The sequence below is a fragment of the Nostoc sp. LPT genome (assembly GCF_017115165.1).
Lineage (GTDB): Bacteria > Cyanobacteriota > Cyanobacteriia > Cyanobacteriales > Nostocaceae > Nostoc.
This window is the reverse complement of record NZ_JABXKF010000134.1, coordinates 1-18,184: the sequence shown is the minus strand read 5'-3', so window position 1 is coordinate 18,184 and position 18,184 is coordinate 1. Positions and strand designations below refer to the sequence as shown.

The 18,184-nt window shown below is 42.4% G+C and carries 8 protein-coding genes and 3 pseudogenes; 7 read left to right on the top strand and 4 right to left on the bottom strand.

The window, feature by feature from the left end:
• Positions 1–103: 103 nt before the first annotated feature.
• Positions 104–5,428: pseudogene (locus HWQ58_RS25085) on the top strand (translocation/assembly module TamB domain-containing protein); the annotation flags it as partial.
• Between the two features lie 14 nt (positions 5,429–5,442).
• Here HWQ58_RS25085 and HWQ58_RS25080 read toward each other — a convergent pair.
• The gene (locus HWQ58_RS25080) at positions 5,443–6,270 is read right to left on the bottom strand and encodes an Rpn family recombination-promoting nuclease/putative transposase (protein WP_292868722.1); all 828 of its coding nucleotides are present in this window, start codon (positions 6,268–6,270) and stop codon (positions 5,443–5,445) included.
• Positions 6,271–6,356: 86 nt separating this feature from the next.
• Positions 6,357–7,286 (bottom strand): sugar ABC transporter permease, encoded by a 930-nt coding sequence (locus tag HWQ58_RS25075; RefSeq protein WP_292868719.1) that lies wholly within the window; start codon positions 7,284–7,286, stop codon positions 6,357–6,359.
• Between the two features lie 172 nt (positions 7,287–7,458).
• Here HWQ58_RS25075 and HWQ58_RS25070 point away from each other — a divergent pair, with 172 nt between their 5' ends.
• From HWQ58_RS25070 to rtcA, 3 genes are all read left to right on the top strand, one after another.
• Positions 7,459–8,121: a GIY-YIG nuclease family protein gene (locus tag HWQ58_RS25070; RefSeq protein ID WP_292868716.1), complete on the top strand. Its 663-nt coding sequence runs from the start codon at positions 7,459–7,461 to the stop codon at positions 8,119–8,121.
• A gap of 179 nt (positions 8,122–8,300) precedes the next feature.
• A complete protein-coding gene (locus HWQ58_RS25065) occupies positions 8,301–9,647 on the top strand; it encodes an FAD-binding oxidoreductase (protein WP_292868713.1) in 1,347 nt (448 codons plus the stop codon).
• A 145-nt stretch (positions 9,648–9,792) separates the two neighbouring features.
• On the top strand, positions 9,793–10,848 hold the full coding sequence (gene rtcA / locus HWQ58_RS25060; protein WP_292868710.1) for an RNA 3'-terminal phosphate cyclase: 1,056 nt from the start codon (positions 9,793–9,795) through the stop codon (positions 10,846–10,848).
• Here rtcA and HWQ58_RS25055 read toward each other — a convergent pair.
• Both HWQ58_RS25055 and HWQ58_RS25050 read right to left on the bottom strand, forming a co-directional pair.
• A complete protein-coding gene (locus tag HWQ58_RS25055) occupies positions 10,845–11,642 on the bottom strand; it encodes a Rho termination factor (protein ID WP_292868707.1) in 798 nt (265 codons plus the stop codon). The genes rtcA and HWQ58_RS25055 overlap by 4 nt on opposite strands.
• A pseudogene (locus HWQ58_RS25050) lies at positions 11,639–12,997 on the bottom strand (AAA family ATPase). The gene HWQ58_RS25055 and the pseudogene HWQ58_RS25050 overlap by 4 nt, the downstream one beginning before the upstream one ends.
• A gap of 192 nt (positions 12,998–13,189) precedes the next feature.
• Here HWQ58_RS25050 and HWQ58_RS25045 point away from each other — a divergent pair.
• From HWQ58_RS25045 to HWQ58_RS25035, 3 genes and pseudogenes are all read left to right on the top strand, one after another.
• Positions 13,190–13,336, top strand: a complete 147-nt coding sequence (locus HWQ58_RS25045; protein ID WP_292868704.1) for a hypothetical protein — start codon at positions 13,190–13,192, stop codon at positions 13,334–13,336.
• Positions 13,337–13,977: 641 nt separating this feature from the next.
• The gene (locus tag HWQ58_RS25040; RefSeq protein ID WP_292868701.1) at positions 13,978–16,314 is read left to right on the top strand and encodes an EF-hand domain-containing protein; all 2,337 of its coding nucleotides are present in this window, start codon (positions 13,978–13,980) and stop codon (positions 16,312–16,314) included.
• A 397-nt stretch (positions 16,315–16,711) separates the two neighbouring features.
• A pseudogene (locus tag HWQ58_RS25035) lies at positions 16,712–18,148 on the top strand (histidine kinase dimerization/phospho-acceptor domain-containing protein); the annotation flags it as partial.
• Between the last annotated feature and the right edge of the window lie 36 nt (positions 18,149–18,184).

Below are 18,184 nucleotides of genomic sequence, written 5' to 3'. Positions count from 1 at the left end.
AGATGAGGGAGCAGGGGGAGCAGGGGAGCAGGGGAGCAGGGGAGCAGGGGGAGATAAGGGAGCAAGATCCTCCTCATCTCGCTCATCTCCCTCATCCCCCTCATCCCCCGTAACATTTTCTCAACTCAATGGATCTGCTCAACTTTTAGCAAACAACCAGTTGATACGCTTTGAAGTCGGGGGTCAAGCAGACAGTGGTGGCAATATTTCCATTCAGGGAGAGACACGTTCTAAGGTGCTAGCAGGGAACTTCCAGGTGCAAGCACAAGATTTTCTGGCTGAGAATATTACTCGGTTGATTAAGTTACCAGTGAACTTACAGGCGGGTCGAGCCAATGGCGACTTGTTAGTTCGGTTGACACCAGGACAGCAGACTTTATTGTTTGGCAACGCTACTGTGCAAGGGGTAACGCTGCAAATACCCAAAGTCCCGCAACTGTTGAGCAATAGCCAAGGAAACCTCCACTTCCAAGGAACCGAGTTGCAGTTAAATAATGTTACTAGCAACTACGGCAAAATTCCTTTAGTGGCTACGGGAATCATCGACTCTAAAGCAGGCTTTAAGTTGGCAGCGCGTGTAAATGCGGTGAGTTTGGCCAATGCCCAGGAGACTCTCAAAGTAAAACTACCTGTACCGATCGCTGGACAAGTACAAGCTTCTTTGCAAATTACTGGATCGACAAAAGAGCCAATTCTTTCTGGCTCAGTTGCCACGATTCAAACTGCCCGAGTTGATAAAGTTGATTTTAATAGTATCAGTAGTAAGTTTGAGCTTGTTACTAGTTCCTCTTTAATTACCCTGAAAGATATTCAAGGGTTCGCTAAAGTTGGTGGTGAGATTACGGGCGCTGGTACAATTCAACTCGGTAAAAACCCGCAACTGGATTTAAATTTCGCTGCCAAAAGTGTTCCAGGAGATGCGATCGCCAAAGTCTACGAAATAACACCCACCTTTCAAATCGGCAATGTCTCAGCCACAGCTCAACTAACTGGCGCTCCTACCAATGTCCAAACTGTGGTACAGTTTCAAGCTCCCAATGGAACTTACCCCGGAACAGGCGAAGTTGCAATCGCTCCAAATCGCACCGTCTCTTTCCGTAATGTGGCTTTGAATATAAGTGGTGGTACAGTTCGGGCAACTGGTAGTTATGCCAATCAGCGTTGGCAAGCTGTGGCTGTTGCCTCTGGAGTAAAATTAGAACCCTTTGTAGACAAAAGTCAACTGCAAAATGTCTCCTTGGCTGGGGTACAATTCAATGGTCGTCTCATCCTCTCAGGCAGCACAGCACCATTTGAAATTGCCACAATTCGTAGTGATGGTGCAGGAGTTCAAATTGGTGGCGGCACAGTTGCAGTTTCTAATATCCAACTGCAAGACCAAAGCTTCTCGGCTCAACTTGTAGCTAATGGTGTACGGTTGGGACAAATATTGAAACAGTCTCCCCCAGCTTTAAATAATCCTTTGGCGGGAACGTTCCAAATTGCAGGCAACAGAGATAATTTCAGCCTGAAAACCTTCCGTGGCAGTGGTGAAGGTCGCCTTACTATTGGTGATGGAACGGTTACAGCCTCTAATATTCAAGTGGCGAATGGTTTATATCAGGCGCGAGTTCAGGCTAAAAATGTGCCTGTGCGACAGTTGGCAACAGTGCCAAAGCAGTTTCAAGGGGCGTTAACTGGTCAGTTCGACGTAGCGGGTTCTGTTGATTCTTTTAAACCACAAACTATTCAAGCCAACGGTCAGGCGCGGGTAAATGTTGCGGGTGGAACTATTACAGCCTCTAATATCCAAGTGGGTAATGGTGTATACCAGGCACAAGTTCAGGCAACTAATGTACCTGTGCGGCAGTTGACAGCAGTACCACCGCAATTTCGAGGGACGTTAACTGGTCAAATAAATGTGGCAGGTTCTGTTGATTCTTTTAAACCGCAAACTATTCAAGCCAACGGTCAGGCGCGGGTAAATGTTGCGGGTGGAACGATTACAGCCTCTAATATCCAAGTGGGTAATGGTGTATATCAGGCGCAAGTTCAGGCAACTAATGTACCTTTACAGCAGTTAGCAGCAGTACCACCGCAGTTACGAGGGATGTTAACTGGTCAAGCAAAGGTGGCAGGTTCTGTAGAGTCCTTCCAACTACAAACTATCCAAGCCAGTGGTCAGGGACGGCTGGATGTTGCAGGTGGAACGATCGCAGCCTCTAATATTCAATTGGCTAATGGTCGCTATCAAGCTGTAGTTGATGCTGCTGGTGTGGAATTAAATCGGTTAAATCAGCAATTGCGGGGTCAGTTTGGCGGTCGATTGCAATTGGCTGGCACGCTCGGATCGTCCAAATTAGCTGATGTGCGTGCTGCTGGACAGGTGCAATTATCCCAAGGTATCCCTGGTCTAGAGCGACCTCTGACGGCTGCGATCGCTTGGAGTGGTGAAAGACTGACTATTGAGCGAGCAACGGCTCCCGGTTTAAGTGTCACTGGTAATATATTAGCCAATGCAACAAAGGCAGGGATACCGGAAATTACTGCCCTAAATCTCAACGTTCAGGCGCAGAATTACAACTTAAAACAGTTACCGATTAATCTTCCTAATCAGGTTGCTGTGGCTGGAAGAGTAGATTTTAATGGACAAATCACTGGTAAACTGCCCTTGCCAAATGTAGTAGGGCAAATCAACTTACGAGACTTAGTTGTTCAAGATATTGCTTTTGAGCCGTTGTTAACTGGAAACATTGATTCCGCACAGGGACGCGGATTGAGTTTGAACTTGGCAGGAAATAGCGATCGCTTATCCTTTAATTTAGATGCTAATAATCGCCCGAAATCTTTCTTAGTAAAATGGCAGCAAGCATCAGCCACAGGTAATGTTCAAGGGAATGATTGGGCACTGAAAGTTGCTAATTTCCCCTTACAAATATTGAATTTGACTCCGCCACCAATTACTCGACTGGGTGCTGGTAAGATAGCTGGATTGTTAACTGGGGATTTGCTGTTTAATCAGCAGACATTGGCAACAAGGGGGAATTTAGCGATCGCCAATCCCCAAATTGGCCGGATTCAAGGCGATCAAATAGCTGCTCAATTCCGCTACAGTGACGGTAAAGCCACACTCGCAAGTAGCGAATTTGTCAAAGGGAAAAGTCGCTACGCCCTTGTCGGTACTTTTGCTCAAAGCGCTAAAGGCCCTCAACTACAAGGTAAACTGAACGTCAACCAGGGTGAAATCCAAGATGTTCTAGCTGTAGCAAAGATATTTGATTTACAAAATTTGCCAGGTGGTTCAGCAGAAATCTACGGCACAGCAGCGGATCTGACTACCAACCCCCAAGGAACGCCAAACGAACCCTTATTCACCCAAATCCAACGGTTTTCTGAAATTGAAGCTTTGCTAGCAGAACAGGAAGAACAGCGACTTAATTCCACTCCTATACCAGATTTGGCAGACTTAAAGGGGACTTTCAATGGGGAAGTGGCTGTAAATACAGCTACAGCCAATGGATTATCAGTGGATTTTAATTTGAATGGACAAAACTTTGCCTGGGGTAAAAAGAAAGAACAAAATCCTTTTTATACTGCCGATCGAGTGATTGCCGAAGGTAACTTTGAAAACGGTGTTTTGAGTTTGCGACCATTACGAATCCAGTCTCAAAACAGACTGATTGCGTTCACAGGTAACGTTGGCGGTGATGAACAATCTGGTCAGCTGCGGGTGAATAATTTTCCAGTAAAACTATTGAATAATGTTGTCAAACTACCAGTTGGAATCACAGGTAATCTTAACGGTACAGCAGCTTTAGCAGGTAGTATTGCTAATCCCCAAGCTAGAGGAGAATTGCAAATCACAGAAGGAATACTAAATCAGAGCAAAATAGAGTCAGCAATAGCAAGTTTCAGCTATGCCAATGGACGTTTAAACTTTGGTAGTACTGTAGCGGTTGCTGGGCCAAAACCCGTTGATATTACTGGCAGTATCCCTTATAAATTGCCTTTTGCCTCCGTCGCACCAGACAGCGATCAAATCAGTTTAGATATGAAGTTGGAAAACGAGGGATTGGCACTGTTAAACGCATTGACTAATCAAGTAGTATTTGAGAAAGGTGAAGGAGAAGTAGACCTGAAAGTGCGGGGAACATTGCAAAAACCCCAAGTAGAGGGAATTGCTACTATTAATGATGCTACTTTTTCAGCCCAGGCTTTGCCACGTAAGCTGAGAGGTGTCACAGGTAGAGTACTGTTTAATTTTGACAGTATCTTAGTAGAAAATCTTCAAGGTAGATTTAGCCGTGGGACGGTAGAAGCTGCTGGTGAAATTCCCATTTTCAACAATCAGAACGTAACTATCAAAAATCCCCTGACTGTTAATCTCGATCAGCTAGCGTTGAATCTTAAGGGACTTTACCAGGGAGGCGCTAGTGGTAATTTGCAGATTACTGGTTCTGCCCTTAATCCCATAATTGGCGGTAGAGTAAATTTATTTGATGGTAAAGTATTGCTGGCAGAATCTACCGACGCCACGACATCTGAAAATGGTAGTATTGGCGTATCACCCACAAAAGCCAATAAGCAGAGCAAATCTGAAATTAGAAATGGCACGGGAAATATGAACGCCAGATTTAATAATTTAGATTTGGAACTAGGTAAAAACGTCCAAATTACCCGTGACCCTATTCTGAATTTCCGCGCCACTGGTAATCTCATAGTTAACGGCTTAATCAATCAGCCTATACCCGATGGCACCATCCAGTTAGAGAAAGGAGGGGTAAATTTATTTACTACCCAATTTAACCTTGCTCGTGGCTATAAACACACTGCAACTTTTAGTCCTTCTCAACCCCGCGACCCCAACTTAGATATTCGGCTATTTGCCAAAGTACTGGATGTAACTCAAAGTAATGACTTCAGTCGGGTAAATTCTACAGGTTTATCAGCGTTAGAGAGTGTTCGAGTCGAAGCGACTATCAACGGTTTAGCTAGCAAATTGAATAAAAATCTAGAATTAACAAGTAGTCCGTCACGTAGTCAAACTGAAATTGTTGCTCTTTTAGGAGGTGGATTTGTAGACACCCAAGGACGTGCAGACAGTACTTTAGGTCTAATTAACATCGCAGGTTCGGCTGTGTTTAACAATTTTCAGTCAGCTTTTAACCAGATTGGAAGTACCTTTGGCTTAAGTGAACTGCGGATATTTCCTACCGTTATTTCTGAGAATCCTGAAGCTGGAAGAAGCAATTCAACTTTAGAATTAGCAGCGGAGGCTGGGGTTGACATTTCTTCCAAAATATCCGTTTCCAGTATCAAAATTTTGACAACAAACGATCCCTTCCAATGGGGTATTAATTATCGGATAAACAATGAATTTCGTGTGCGTGCTTCCACGAACTTAACTGATGACAGTCGTGCAGTAGTGGAATATCAAACGCGGTTTTAAAGAAATCTCTTCAATTACGAATTACTTTCTGTTTCCTCTTCTCCTTGCTTCTCAATAGCTTGTTGTACCTGTTTAACATCCAATTCTAATGCTTCAGCAATTTGCTCTATACTTAAACCCAACTTAAGTAGACGAGGTATAGTCTCCAGCTTTGTTTCTTCGCGAACCTCCTCTTTTACTTCTTGCTTTGTTTCTTCCTTTACTTCCTGGTAAAATTTAGTTTGTCTCCAATCGGTTAATCCAAACATCGCTTCTAACTCCTGCTGACTTTTGTTTACAAATTTGTAGATAAGCATTCTCTCTACTAATTCTAAAAGATTGCTACGGTTAGCTTCATCCGTTTGTTGTACTTGTTTTATTAAGTTTTTCGCTTGCTCTACGGCTCGATCTTCTGTTGCAACTACTAACTTAATTACGCCTAGCCCAATTGAAGATGATGGTAGATTATCTAATTCGTCTAAATAAATTATACGAATTTGCTGTGGAGCTAATGATGTTTGATAAATGAATGGTATACCTGGATCGAGACTACGTTGAGCAAAAAGTAATACTGCTTGCCAGCGACGTTGAGGTTTATATTGATTGATATAGAGGAAAGCTTCTGTAATTATTCGCCAGTAAATATCATCATCGCGCTGAAACTGTACCTCAACAAAATAGATTGTATCTTCTGGAAATTCAGGTTTGGGTAAGAATAAGCCATCGATACGACGTGCTAGTTCTTTGATTTCTACTGAGGTAAATTGGTAGTGTAACGCTAAGGCTTGCGATTGTTCCAAAAGTTCAAATAACACACCTGGAAGAGTTTGGAATAGGGTGTAAAAAATCGTGTCTGTTTTCATGCACTCTCGATATTTGAATATTTTCAGACTATCGGGGCTGAGAAAAGATGATTTTTCTAAATTTAATATATTTAATTAAGGCAATATTAAATTGTGATGTTATCGTCACTTTGCTGATTGATAGCTAATCGCAAAATTGACAAGCTTAAAATTATTAAAAATAGCACTAGTCCAATCGTGCAAGCATAGCTAATTTCCAAATTGTTGAAGGCTTGCTCATATAAATAATAAACAATCGTTTTTGAGCTACTGAGTGGGCCTCCTTGAGTCATAATGTAGACTTCTTCAAATACTTTGGTCGCAGAAATAGCCGAAATTACCGCCACTAGTGCTAGATATGGCTTCATTAAAGGTATGGTAATATCCCAATGTTTGCTAATACCATCAGAGCCATCAATAGCTGCGGCTTCGTACACATCAGCAGGAATTGATTGCAAACCTGCTAAATAAATCACCATGTAGTAGCCTAATCCTTTCCACACGGTGACAGCCATGACGCTGGCAAGAGAAATTGGTACAATGCCAAAAATCTTTGCTGGGCTAGTTAGCCAAGGAATACCTTCTGGAAAAAGACCTAAAACTTTAAATAACTGATTCAGTAATCCGTTTTCTGCATACAGCCATTTCCAAGCTATTCCCGCAACCACCATTGAAATTACCACTGGAGTGTAGTACGCTGCTCTAAACCAATTCATTCCCCGCAGTTTCTGATTTACCAAAATTGCCAGTATTAAGGGAGCAATTACTAAAATTGGTACTACACCTACAAGATATAAAAAAGTGTTTTCCAAGGTTTTCCAAAAAACTGCATCCTTCCAAAGCTTGAGGAAGTTGGCGAAACCTATCCATTGTGGCGGCTGGGCAATGTCTTCATAGTTAGTAAAGCTGAGGTAAAACGCTTGCAGTGCAGGCCAAAAGACAGTTAAGCCTAAAAGAACTAAGGCGGGTAGTAAAAATAAATAAGGGGTAAGCCGCTGTTTGATGAACATCCAATTTTTAGGTGTCAATTGATTCATAAGAAGTTTAATAATTGTTTTTGCTTTTTCAGAACAAGGATTTGGAGATGTGAGTAGATTTAAGCTTCAATATTTTAAGGGCATATATTTGCTTGCGTAAGTATTGGCGTAGCCTCTGGTAGAGAAGCTCGTCAGAGAAAATCACTAATTAATAACTCGGAGATCAACTGCAATGGAAACTCAGCACAATCCGCCAATTGAACATCAAAATGTCCCCATAAACCACCGTGGACTGCATGATTTTTTGTATAGTTCTGACAACGAACACGCCGCCATTGAAGTGAGTATAACTCCTGAACTGGCAAACAATGGTACTGAAATCATTGACTTTGAGGCTTGGAGTGTAGCTGCTCAGAACGCTAAAATTGCCGGAGTTTATGCAGTATTAGATGCAGAACGCCGCACGCAGTACATTGGCTATTCTCGGAATGTGTTGCTTTCCCTAAACAGCCATCTTCGCCAAAATGGTGAGCAAAAGTGTGCTTTTGTACGTGTGCAAGCATTCAAGTTTCCCAAACGTCAAGAAATGGAGGATTTGCGAGATGCGTGGATAGCAGAACTCGAAAGTACGCCACCTGGTAATGCAAATGATTGCGGAATGTGGGCTAGTACGGTAGGTGAAGCGACTAAGGCGGTAATGTCAGAAGCCCAACTTCAAGCCTACGAGGATAAAAAGCTAAAACTGCGGAAAGCAATGGCTGATACAACCCTTTCTAAAGAGTTAGAAACAATAGATGCGAGTGAAGCCGAACGTCAGCGTCAACTTGAAGCTGCTGTGAAAAACGATGACTGGAGTGTAATTATTGACGCACAGACACAGGAAACCAAGTATTGATTTTTGTTTGCTTGAGTGCGCTATCTGACTTTTTGAGTAAGTGGCATGAAAGTGCTGTGAAAGATGAGAGTTAAGATTTTAAAACGCAGAGGGGCGCTTAGGGAAGCGCAAAGGTTCGCAGAGGAGTTAATTATCTGTGTAAACCTTTGCGTTCTTCTGAGTTAAAAAAAAGGATATATATGACGACAAAATTAGATGCTTTGATTAATTCTTTAGAAGGTATAGAAACTATTACTGACTCTACTCAAGTTGCAAAATTATCCCAGGATTATCACACTTTTAGTCCTGTGTTAGTGTCGAAACTTGAGGGAAAAGTTGGGGATATTGTAGTGCGTCCTGCTAATGAAGCAGAGGTTTTAAAAGTTGCAGCCGCCTGTGCAAAACATCGTATACCTGTAACTGTGCGAGGTGCGGGAACTGGGAATTATGGGCAATGTGTACCGTTGCACGGTGGCGTAATTTTAGATATGACGCAGTTGCAAGAGATTCTTTGGGTAAAACCGGGAGTGGCGCGGGTGGAAGCTGGGGTGAAGTTGGCGGCTTTGGATAAAAAAACACGAGAAATCGGCTGGGAAATCCGTATGGCACCCTCTACGTACCGCACAGCCACAATTGGCGGATTTATTGCTGGGGGAAGTGGGGGCATTGGCTCGATCCAATATGGGTTATTAGCCGATCGCGGTAATATCTTAGCATTGCGAGTGATAACTGTAGAAGACGAACCCCGTGCGATCGCATTACGCGGCGATGATGTCCAAAAGGTAAATCATGCTTGGGGAATTAATGGCATCATCACTGAAGTCGAAATTCCTTTAGGGCCAGCTTATCCTTGGGCAGAAATCATTGTCACCTTTGACGACTTTATGACGGCAGCAAAGTTTGGTCAGGCAATTGGCAATGCTGATGGCATGATTAAGAAGTTGATTTCTGTCTTTGCATCCCCAATTTCGCAGTACTTTCACGCTCTACAAGAGTATATTCCTGAAGGGACTCACTCAGTATTTTTGATCGTTTCCGAGCCAAGTTTGGAATTTTTACCGACTTTGGTGCAGCAATACGGCGGACAAATTACATATAAAAAACCAGCCCAGGAAGCAGCCAAAGGTACACATTTAGCAGAATTTAGCTGGAACCATACTACCTTACTTGCCCGAAGTGTAGATACTGCAATTACCTACTTACAAAGTATGTTTCCTCGCAATCGCAGTTTGCAACTAGTAGAGCAAATGTATCATTACTTCGGCGATGAGGTAATGATGCATTTAGAATTTTTTCGGGTGAATGGTGTCGTAGTTCCTGGTGCATTGCAACTTGTGCACTACACCACAGAAGAACGCCTCAATGAAATTATCCGCTATCACGAAGAACAAGGTGTGAGTATTGCCAATCCTCATACGTATATTATTGAAGACAGCGGCAGGAAAATTTTCGATCCTGAGCAATTAAAATTTAAACAAATAGTCGATCCTTATGGGTTGATGAACCCCGGTAAAAGCAAGGTTATTCAATTCCAAATTCAAAATTAGCAAACTACAGAAACACATATCAGAAATTTTTCTGTATATTTGTGTAACCTACCTCCAAAAAGCTAGTTGCTGGGCGTTTATAATTTGTGGTTTGATTTTAACAGCCGTGGGGATAACCCAAAATCCAACCTTCCAATAATCGCCCATGATTGAAATTGACGGTTCCTACGGAGAGGGAGGCGGACAAGTTCTTCGTACTTCCTTAAGTCTAGCCGCCATCACCGGTGAACCTATACGAATTACAGGCATTCGCGCTGGACGCAAAAAGCCAGGATTAGCAGCACAACACTTAACAGCAGTTCGGGCTGCGGCGAGAATTTGTAATGCCCAACTACGGGGTGATGCTTTGGGTTCAATGCTGCTGGAATTCATCCCAGGTAGTGCTGTGCAAACTGGAATTTATACCTTTGATGTTAGTAAAGCACAACAAGGTGGTTCTGCGGGTGCGATCGCTCTAGTTCTTCAAACAATTCTTTTACCTTTGGCGCTAGCATCTGGCAATTCCCTGGTGACACTAAAGGGTGGAACTCATGTGAACTTTAGCCCGACAGCGACGTACATTGAGCAAGTTTATCTGCCCATACTGCAACGCATGGGTATAGAGGCCCAAGTCAAGTTAGGCGCTTGGGGGTGGTATCCCCAAGGTGGGGGAGAGGTAGAGTTACAGGTGCATGGCGGTGGTAAACTTGGTGGGATCGACTTGTTGGAACGGGGCAATTTACAACAGGTGCGAGGACTAGCAGTGGTGACAGAATTGCCTTCCCATATTCCGCAACGGATGGCGAATCGTGCCGAGAATTTGTTACGGTCAGCCCATTTAAAGGTTACTGTACAGACCCTGCGAGAAAAAGGTGTAGCACCTGGGGCGGGTATTTTTTTAACTGCTGAGTATCAGAATAGCTTAACTGGCTTTGGTGGATTTGGGCGTTTGCGGTTGTCGGCAGAAACAGTTGCAGAGATTGCTTGTCAGCAACTGCTTGAGTTTCATTACACCGGCGCACCGGTGGATGAACATTTAGCAGATCAGTTATTATTGCCAGCTGCTTTAGCTTCACAAGAAAGTCAGTATCGAGTGGCTGAAGTGAGTAGGCATTTGACGACAAATGCAGCGGTTATTGAACAATTTGGGCTGGCGCAAATTACGGTAGATGAAGCTGAGAAAGTAGTGTCCGTGATTCCTGTAATTAGTGGATCAGATTAGAGACTAAACACTTTTTTAAGAGTCTTGATTTTTGTAGTATCAATGCCACATTCAAGTTTAGAGATAGGATTTAAGCTTTTCCATTTGCCTTTACTAGCACTGAATATAATATCAGATGATTTTTCTATATCAATAGCTTCAAAACCATCTATTTTAGATTTTGACAAATAAATCAAACGAGTAAACACTTCATCTCTTGATGCAGATTTGATACTCACCATTTCTGGTGTTGGTAACGTCGATGGATCTGGTAATGGTAGAAAAAAGAATACTTTTGCAAGAGCATCCAACTTTTTGCCTTTAGTAATTCCACATTTCAAGGTAAGAATAGGGTTGAAATTAGACCAAGTTTTGCGATTAGACTCTGCAATTCGGTTTGTGGCAACAATAGGATCTACACCCTTTAAGGCACTACTTGGTTCTGATATTAAGTATTTAAGTGCAGCTAGAATAGTATCTCGTGATGCTGTATTCAAATTTACTTTAGGTAAAACTTCTCTAGCTAAAATTTTCGCCTGCTCAATACTTTGAGATTCTGGTGAGATGACTATGCACCAGACTCGTTCTAACTTAGCTTGTTGAGCAACTGCATATACAAAATGATTACTAACAACTTGATATTGATAGTCACCAATTTCTTTAACAATAATAGGAATCCAATTTCGCCCATCAGCTTGCAAGATAGACTCTGCTGCTGCTTTGATGATAAATTCCGATTCGGAAAACTGATCTCCAGCTTTAAGATCAGTTAACTTCAGATGCATTAGTTTGCCAATATTATCAAAATCACTCATACAATAAAATACTCCTTAGCTAGTTCGAGATAATATTTTGCAGCTGTAGAATCCTTAAAGGCTGCTGGAATTCGAGCGAAGGCAGCACCTGCTACAATTGCATAACTAGGCAGACTAAATATTTTGGTATTGGTGTCATCTTTTATATACTTAGGATAAAAATAAGGAAGTAAATTAAACTTCGATGCTTTGATCTCTTTAGTAATAATAGCCACAATTTCCTGATTTGCTATTTTAAGCTGAGGAGGAGTTACATTTTCACCATTAAAAAATATAGGTAAGGCGATTGGCCCACCATCTTGTCTAGCTGCCTTAACTTTTGGTACTAACTCTTTAATTACTTTAGCTGCATTATCTAGGGATGCTAAATTATTGTGCTTTGTAGGTATCAAAACCGCATCACAGGCGTAGACACTACTTTGACTAAAAAACATCCAGTTTGTCGGACAGTCAATGAATATATAATCATATTCATACACTAAAGCTTTCAGAACATCTTTTAACCTAGCAGACCTCTTTTCAATTCTTGTAGCTAAGTCTTGTTCTGTAAAATTTCCCAGTTTTTAATCTGCGGGAATAACGTCAAACTTTAATAATTTCCCAGATTTAAATTTGACTGTAAATGGTTGAATTGTATCATGAATGTCTAAATCTCTATTGAAGAGACAATCATATAAACTAATTTCTTTTACTTCTAAACCAAGAGATTTAGTTAAATCTCCTTGTTGTGGATCAAAGTCAATTACTAAAACTTGCTTTCCTTGTTGTGCAAGAGTCGCTGCTAAATTAACAGTTGTTGTAGTTTTGCCCACACCTCCTTTATTGTTGTAAACACAAACAGTTAAAGCTTTGGGCGGATTGTAAATTAAATTTTTGACATTGGAAACAATAGCATTAATATTATCTTTTTTAATTAAAATACTTGGAGTTGCAGGAAATACAACTTTTCCATGTCGCCGGAATAACTGAATATGAACTGAGTTAGTAATAATTCCCCATTCAGATGTATTGCATTTAGAAGCAAGTAAATATCTTTTTATTTGCTCTCTAGTGTTTATATATTGAGGAGTACCTTCTGATAAATTAATCTTGGCTCCTGAGCCTGTTGCTCGTGCCTTAACTTCAACAAGTAAATAGGGATTAGTCTTAGTGAACAAAAAATTATCACCATCAGTATTTTTGCGAGCAGCAAAATCTACTATCCCATTTCCTGTAGAAAATTGTGGAACCTGCTCTTGTTGATTAAATCCTAGTGCTTCTATAAAGCCTTCTACAAATCTCTTGCTGATAAGCGCCTCATTACTCTCATCAGGCAAAATGTTGTCTAAAATGTGGTTCCAGTCTGTAAGTAGCATTGCTTAATAAGCAAACGGGAACAATCACAAAACCGTTTGTTTGATTAATTGAATCAAATTTGCTACTTAATCGACCTCAGTATTTTTAACTAATCGAATTGATTACTAGATTAAAGCTTTTCCCTAAAAGCAGGACTCTTGCATCTAGTAAATTATACTCTTGGATAAACCTCTAGCTTCGTCGATGAACGTTTGAACTTTGTAGATGAACGTTTGAGCTTTGTGGATGAACGTTTGAGCTTTGTGGATGAACGTTTGAACTTTGTGGATGAACGTTTGAGCTTTGTGGATGAACCTTTGAGCTTCGTCAACGATATGTGGCATTATCTTCACGACTAAACAATTTGCCAAGCGTTGAACACCCATGTATCGTTTAAAGAAAGCGCCTAGATAGTTTTCGAGCACGCTTATATTTCATCGCCCGATGACATTTACAGTAGGTAGATATTTTAAGATCCTACAAAATATTTTTTGCAAAAGACCTAATTTTTGTCAATGGGATCATGCATGGAGTGTTCAGCAAAATAGAAATTTGCCCTATTCCCAACACTGGAAATAAGGCAAAGGCGTTTTTAAAAGGGGAGATAGAAAATTTTTGACAAGTATAGCAGCGTAAATAATTAAAGGTTTGTAGTGATGATTTTAGTTTTCTCTGCGAGACGCTACGCGAACAAATCAGGGCTGAAACACTTACCATAAAATAATCTTCAGATTTTTTATATTACTTAATATAGTTTGATTTATTCTCGCTGACTTAGTTAGTTTATCTAGGAGCATTTGCAATTAAACTCGTAAAGCTGCATTTATTGCAACAATAAGCAACTGAAAAATTTACTAGGCGACTGCAAGTAAGGTTGAGACTAAGTTCAGTCGTTCCTAATACTTGCTATTTATCTAACATAACTAAACAGCATTGAAGTAGCTGTTAGAAAACATGGTAATAAATTTATTAGTGACAGATATAGAATTGGAACAAAACCATGATTGGTGAACAAGAAATAGAAAAATTGTGGCAAGCTTTCAAAGTATTAGACGTAGACGGCAACGGAGCGATCTCAACCGAGGAACTAGGGGAGGTAATGCGATCGCTAGGGCAAAATCCCACGGAAGCGGGGTTGCGTGACTTGATCAAGGAGATTGACGTTGACTTGTCAGGCACTATCGATTTTAAAGAATTTAAAACGCTGATGATCGCGAAAGTAGGCGATCGCCAAAGCCGCCTGAAGTTAGCCTTCAGCGCCTTTGATGAGAACGGTAGCGGTCAAATTACTGCCGTTGAACTGCGAACAGTTATGACTCAGTTTGGGCTGACAGATGCTGAATTGAAAGAGATGTTGCAGGAAGTAGATCATGATGGCGATGGCTCAATTGACTTTGAGGAATTCTGTCAGCTAGTACCGGAGGAGTCAGAAAGCAAAACTGGTTATCAAGACTCACCGATTTCTCTTAACAGTTCGCTCAAGACAGTTGCCACTTCCAATGAGACAGCAGCAGCTACCACCCAGCCGACGCCAGAAGCAACGACTCCAGAGTTGGCACAGCTAAGAGAACAGTTAGTACAACACCCAAACTCACCGAATCAGAAAAAAAGCGGTACGTCTCCCTTACAAATGCAGATTGGTCTGTTTCGTTTGATTCAAGGAGCAGCCTACCGCAGCTTCCGTGAAAGTTTCTCTGCAAATCACGAAACTCACTTGCGGGTGAAAAACTTACCATACAGAATTACTGATTTTGTGGAATTTGTCAAACAAGCGATCGCACTGTACAAAGCATTAGGTATAGTATCCGAGGATTGCTACCCCGTCTTGGATGGAGTGGTTAAATCGATTGCCGATGAATATGCCCGATTGCAGGAGCGGATCAAAAACTGGCAAACAGTGGCAAAGACACCAGAAATGTTGGCAGAACAGCGAGCGATTTTAGAAGCACGCAGTAAATTTGCCAATGTCAAAGAAAAGTTTGCAGCTGGAGTCGAGTTTGCAATTACGATCAAAAAGAAAAGTCTCAGTTTGGGTGATATCGTCGAAGGTGTGCTGGCAATTAACGAACTCAATCGTCTCAGGGGAATAGAACTGAACGAAGAAATGGCTCCACCACCAACTAAATCTCAGGCAAATCCAAAAGACTATTTGAACAAGTGGAACCGCGTCATCCTCTCCCAAGCAACCGAGGAAATAGATGGTGCAATCATGCCAGTAGCATACTGGTATGAAGACTTTATGCCGAAGTTGTTGGCAGCGTTTAGCGTTTCTAGCACAGCAGATATCCAAAGTAACACCGTACCCGATGAGACGGCTTTGGATGAATGGTATCAGTGTACAAAAAACTCAGGAGAATTTAACCGCTACGGGGCGGATGTTGCCGAAAATTTTCTCGATTGCACTGCCAAACAGAAATTGATACTCAAACAAGCATGGCGGTTAACGCATCACTACCTGAATGGAGTGCAGAAACGCCGCGAACGCCTAGAGTTTGGGCGAGAATCAGGTGCGCTATCACAGTATGTAGCATTCATTGATGTCTATCTCGATCGGACTGAGGTGAAGGATTCCCAAATGCGAGTCAGCTTCCCCTACTACATTGGCCCGGCAGTCTGGCGTTTCTTCCACACTACAGCTGAGATTGTGTCTACCAAAACCGACGTACAGCAAAAAGCTGCAATAGCAATCTTCAAAGATTTTTTCCAACTGTTTGCCACAATGTACCCCTGTCCTTACTGCCGCCACCACCTGAATATGTACGTTGTCCAAAATAAGGAAGTGGATATGTATCCTGTAGAGTACTTGGTGCTGGGGCGCGATCCCAACCTGACTGACTTTGAGGTATCATTAGAGGCGAAATTATCCACCGTCGTAGATGGTTCTTCCCTGCGGTTATTTTTCTGGAAACTGCATAACACCGTTTCCTCCTCGATTGCGCGATCGGAAGAATGGTATCACAAAGATGAGAAAGCGTTCTACACCACCCGTTTTTGGCCCAGCCTTGACTCTGAGTTAGCAAGAGCCAATGCACTCAAATACACCAGCATAGAAACTGCTCGCATCTACAACATCTACGGAATTCTCAAGCCATTGGCACGGCTGACAGGGGTAAAAACAGAATTGCCAAAGCTGCTAGAGAAGGGCGATGCGAACAATCTCAAAGAAGCGTGTATAGTTGCACAGAACCACATCAAAAATTTAGAGGAAGCTGTCATTAGTGGACAGTTTTTGCAAGAAACATACTACTTTGAACCTAGCCTTGTGGATAAACCTCCACTCTTCACCCCTGAAGAAGAAGAGTTTGCCCGAACCGGTATGTTTACAGAAACGATTTAAATACTTAGAATGCTATAATTTCCCTCCTTCAAAGTTTCGTAAGGAGAGGAATTATAGCGCGACCCATTAAAACCCGTTTGCTTGACCTACAGCGTACCAAACACTTGTGGATAGGGACTTCCAAAAAATAGTCTCATGAGAATCGCCCTTGGTAACTTGAAATATTGATGATATAAAGGAGACAATAAAATAGCAAAAATAGAAACTTGCCCCGAAAAGGCAGTTTCAATGCTTTGAAAAGTCACAGCATTGTCATCTCACGCTGTATGCATGTGCCTTTAAATATCCTCTAAAATGACTATTTAGAAGCCTAAAGGTCTAATTTATAGAGGATTTTTCTTAACAGACAACCACCGATGTAGCCTGTAACCAACACATGACCAATCGAGAGGAATTAATGAAGAACGAGTCAACGTTAGCAAGCAACGCCGACGTAAATTTCCTTATCGGTGGGGGTGAAATGGGTGCCAGGATGCGAGAATACGATTGGTCAAAAACGTCCCTTGGCCCAACACAGCAGTGGCCACAGAGTTTGAAGACTGCCGTGCGAATTATGCTAACTTGTCGTCAACCCATGTTTGTTTGGTGGGGCGAGGAACTGATTAACCTTTACAATGACGCCTACAAGCCTATTGTTGGCGGCAAACATCCAGAAGCACTTGGGCAACCAGCTTCATACGTGTGGCGGGAAATATGGGATCAGGTTGGGCCTCGAGCCGAATCAGCGATGCTGAAGAATGAGGGCACTTACGACGAAGCCTTGCTGCTAATTATGGAGCGCAACGGCTACCCAGAGGAAACCTATTATACTTTTTCATATAGCCCAGTTCCTAATGACCAGGGCGACACAGGTGGAATCATCTGCGCCAACATAGAGGACACGCAGCGGATTATCAGTGAGCGTCAGTTGGCACTTTTGCGCGAACTCGCGGCGAGGACGGCAGACGCGCGGACATTCGATGAAGCCTGTACGTTGAGTGCGAGTTGTCTGGAGAGCAACCCTTACGATCTCCCTTTCGCCATGATTTATCTGGTCGATCCCGATAAGCAGCAAGTTTTTCTGGCTGGAACGTGCCGCATCGAGCAAAACCATGTAGCAGTTCCAGAAACAGTGGCTCTCGATGCTGATTGCGTTTGGCCCTTTGCGGAAGTGATCAAAACGCATCAAGCCAAACTGATTTCCGATTTGGAAGTGTTTTTTAGTAGTCTACCCTGTGGTGTTTGGCAGCGATCGCCCCATCAAGCGATCGCAGTACCCATTGCCCCATCCGGTCAAACTGGAAAAGCTGGTATATTAATCGCTGGTTTGAACCCCTTCAGGCTATTCGACGACAATTATCAAGGATTCATTGATTTAGTTGCGGCTCAAATTGCAGCCAGCATTGCTAACGCCCAAGCTTACGAGGAAGAACGCAAACGCGCTGAAGCCTTGGCAGAAATTGATCGCGCGAAAACCGTCTTTTTCAGCAATGTCAGCCACGAGTTCCGTACCCCACTTACTCTGATGTTGGGGCCATTAGAGGACAGCTTAACCACTTGTGCCACCCTGCTTCCAGCCAAAGAACGAGAGCAGCTAGAAATGGTGCAACGCAACGGACTTCGGCTGCTGAAACTGGTCAACAGCTTGCTAGATTTTTCACGCATTGAAGCCGGAAGGGTTGAAGCATCTTATCAACCCACCAACCTTGCCACCTTCACCGCAGAACTAGCTAGTGTATTTCGTTCAGCGGTAGAACGGGCAGGGATGCAGTTATCAGTTAATTGTCCTTCCCTGCCAGCACCAGTGTATGTAGATCCAGAGATGTGGGAAAAAATCCCTGACTATCTAATTAGTATTTAAGAGCTTGAGACTCAAGCACAGCGAGAAGTT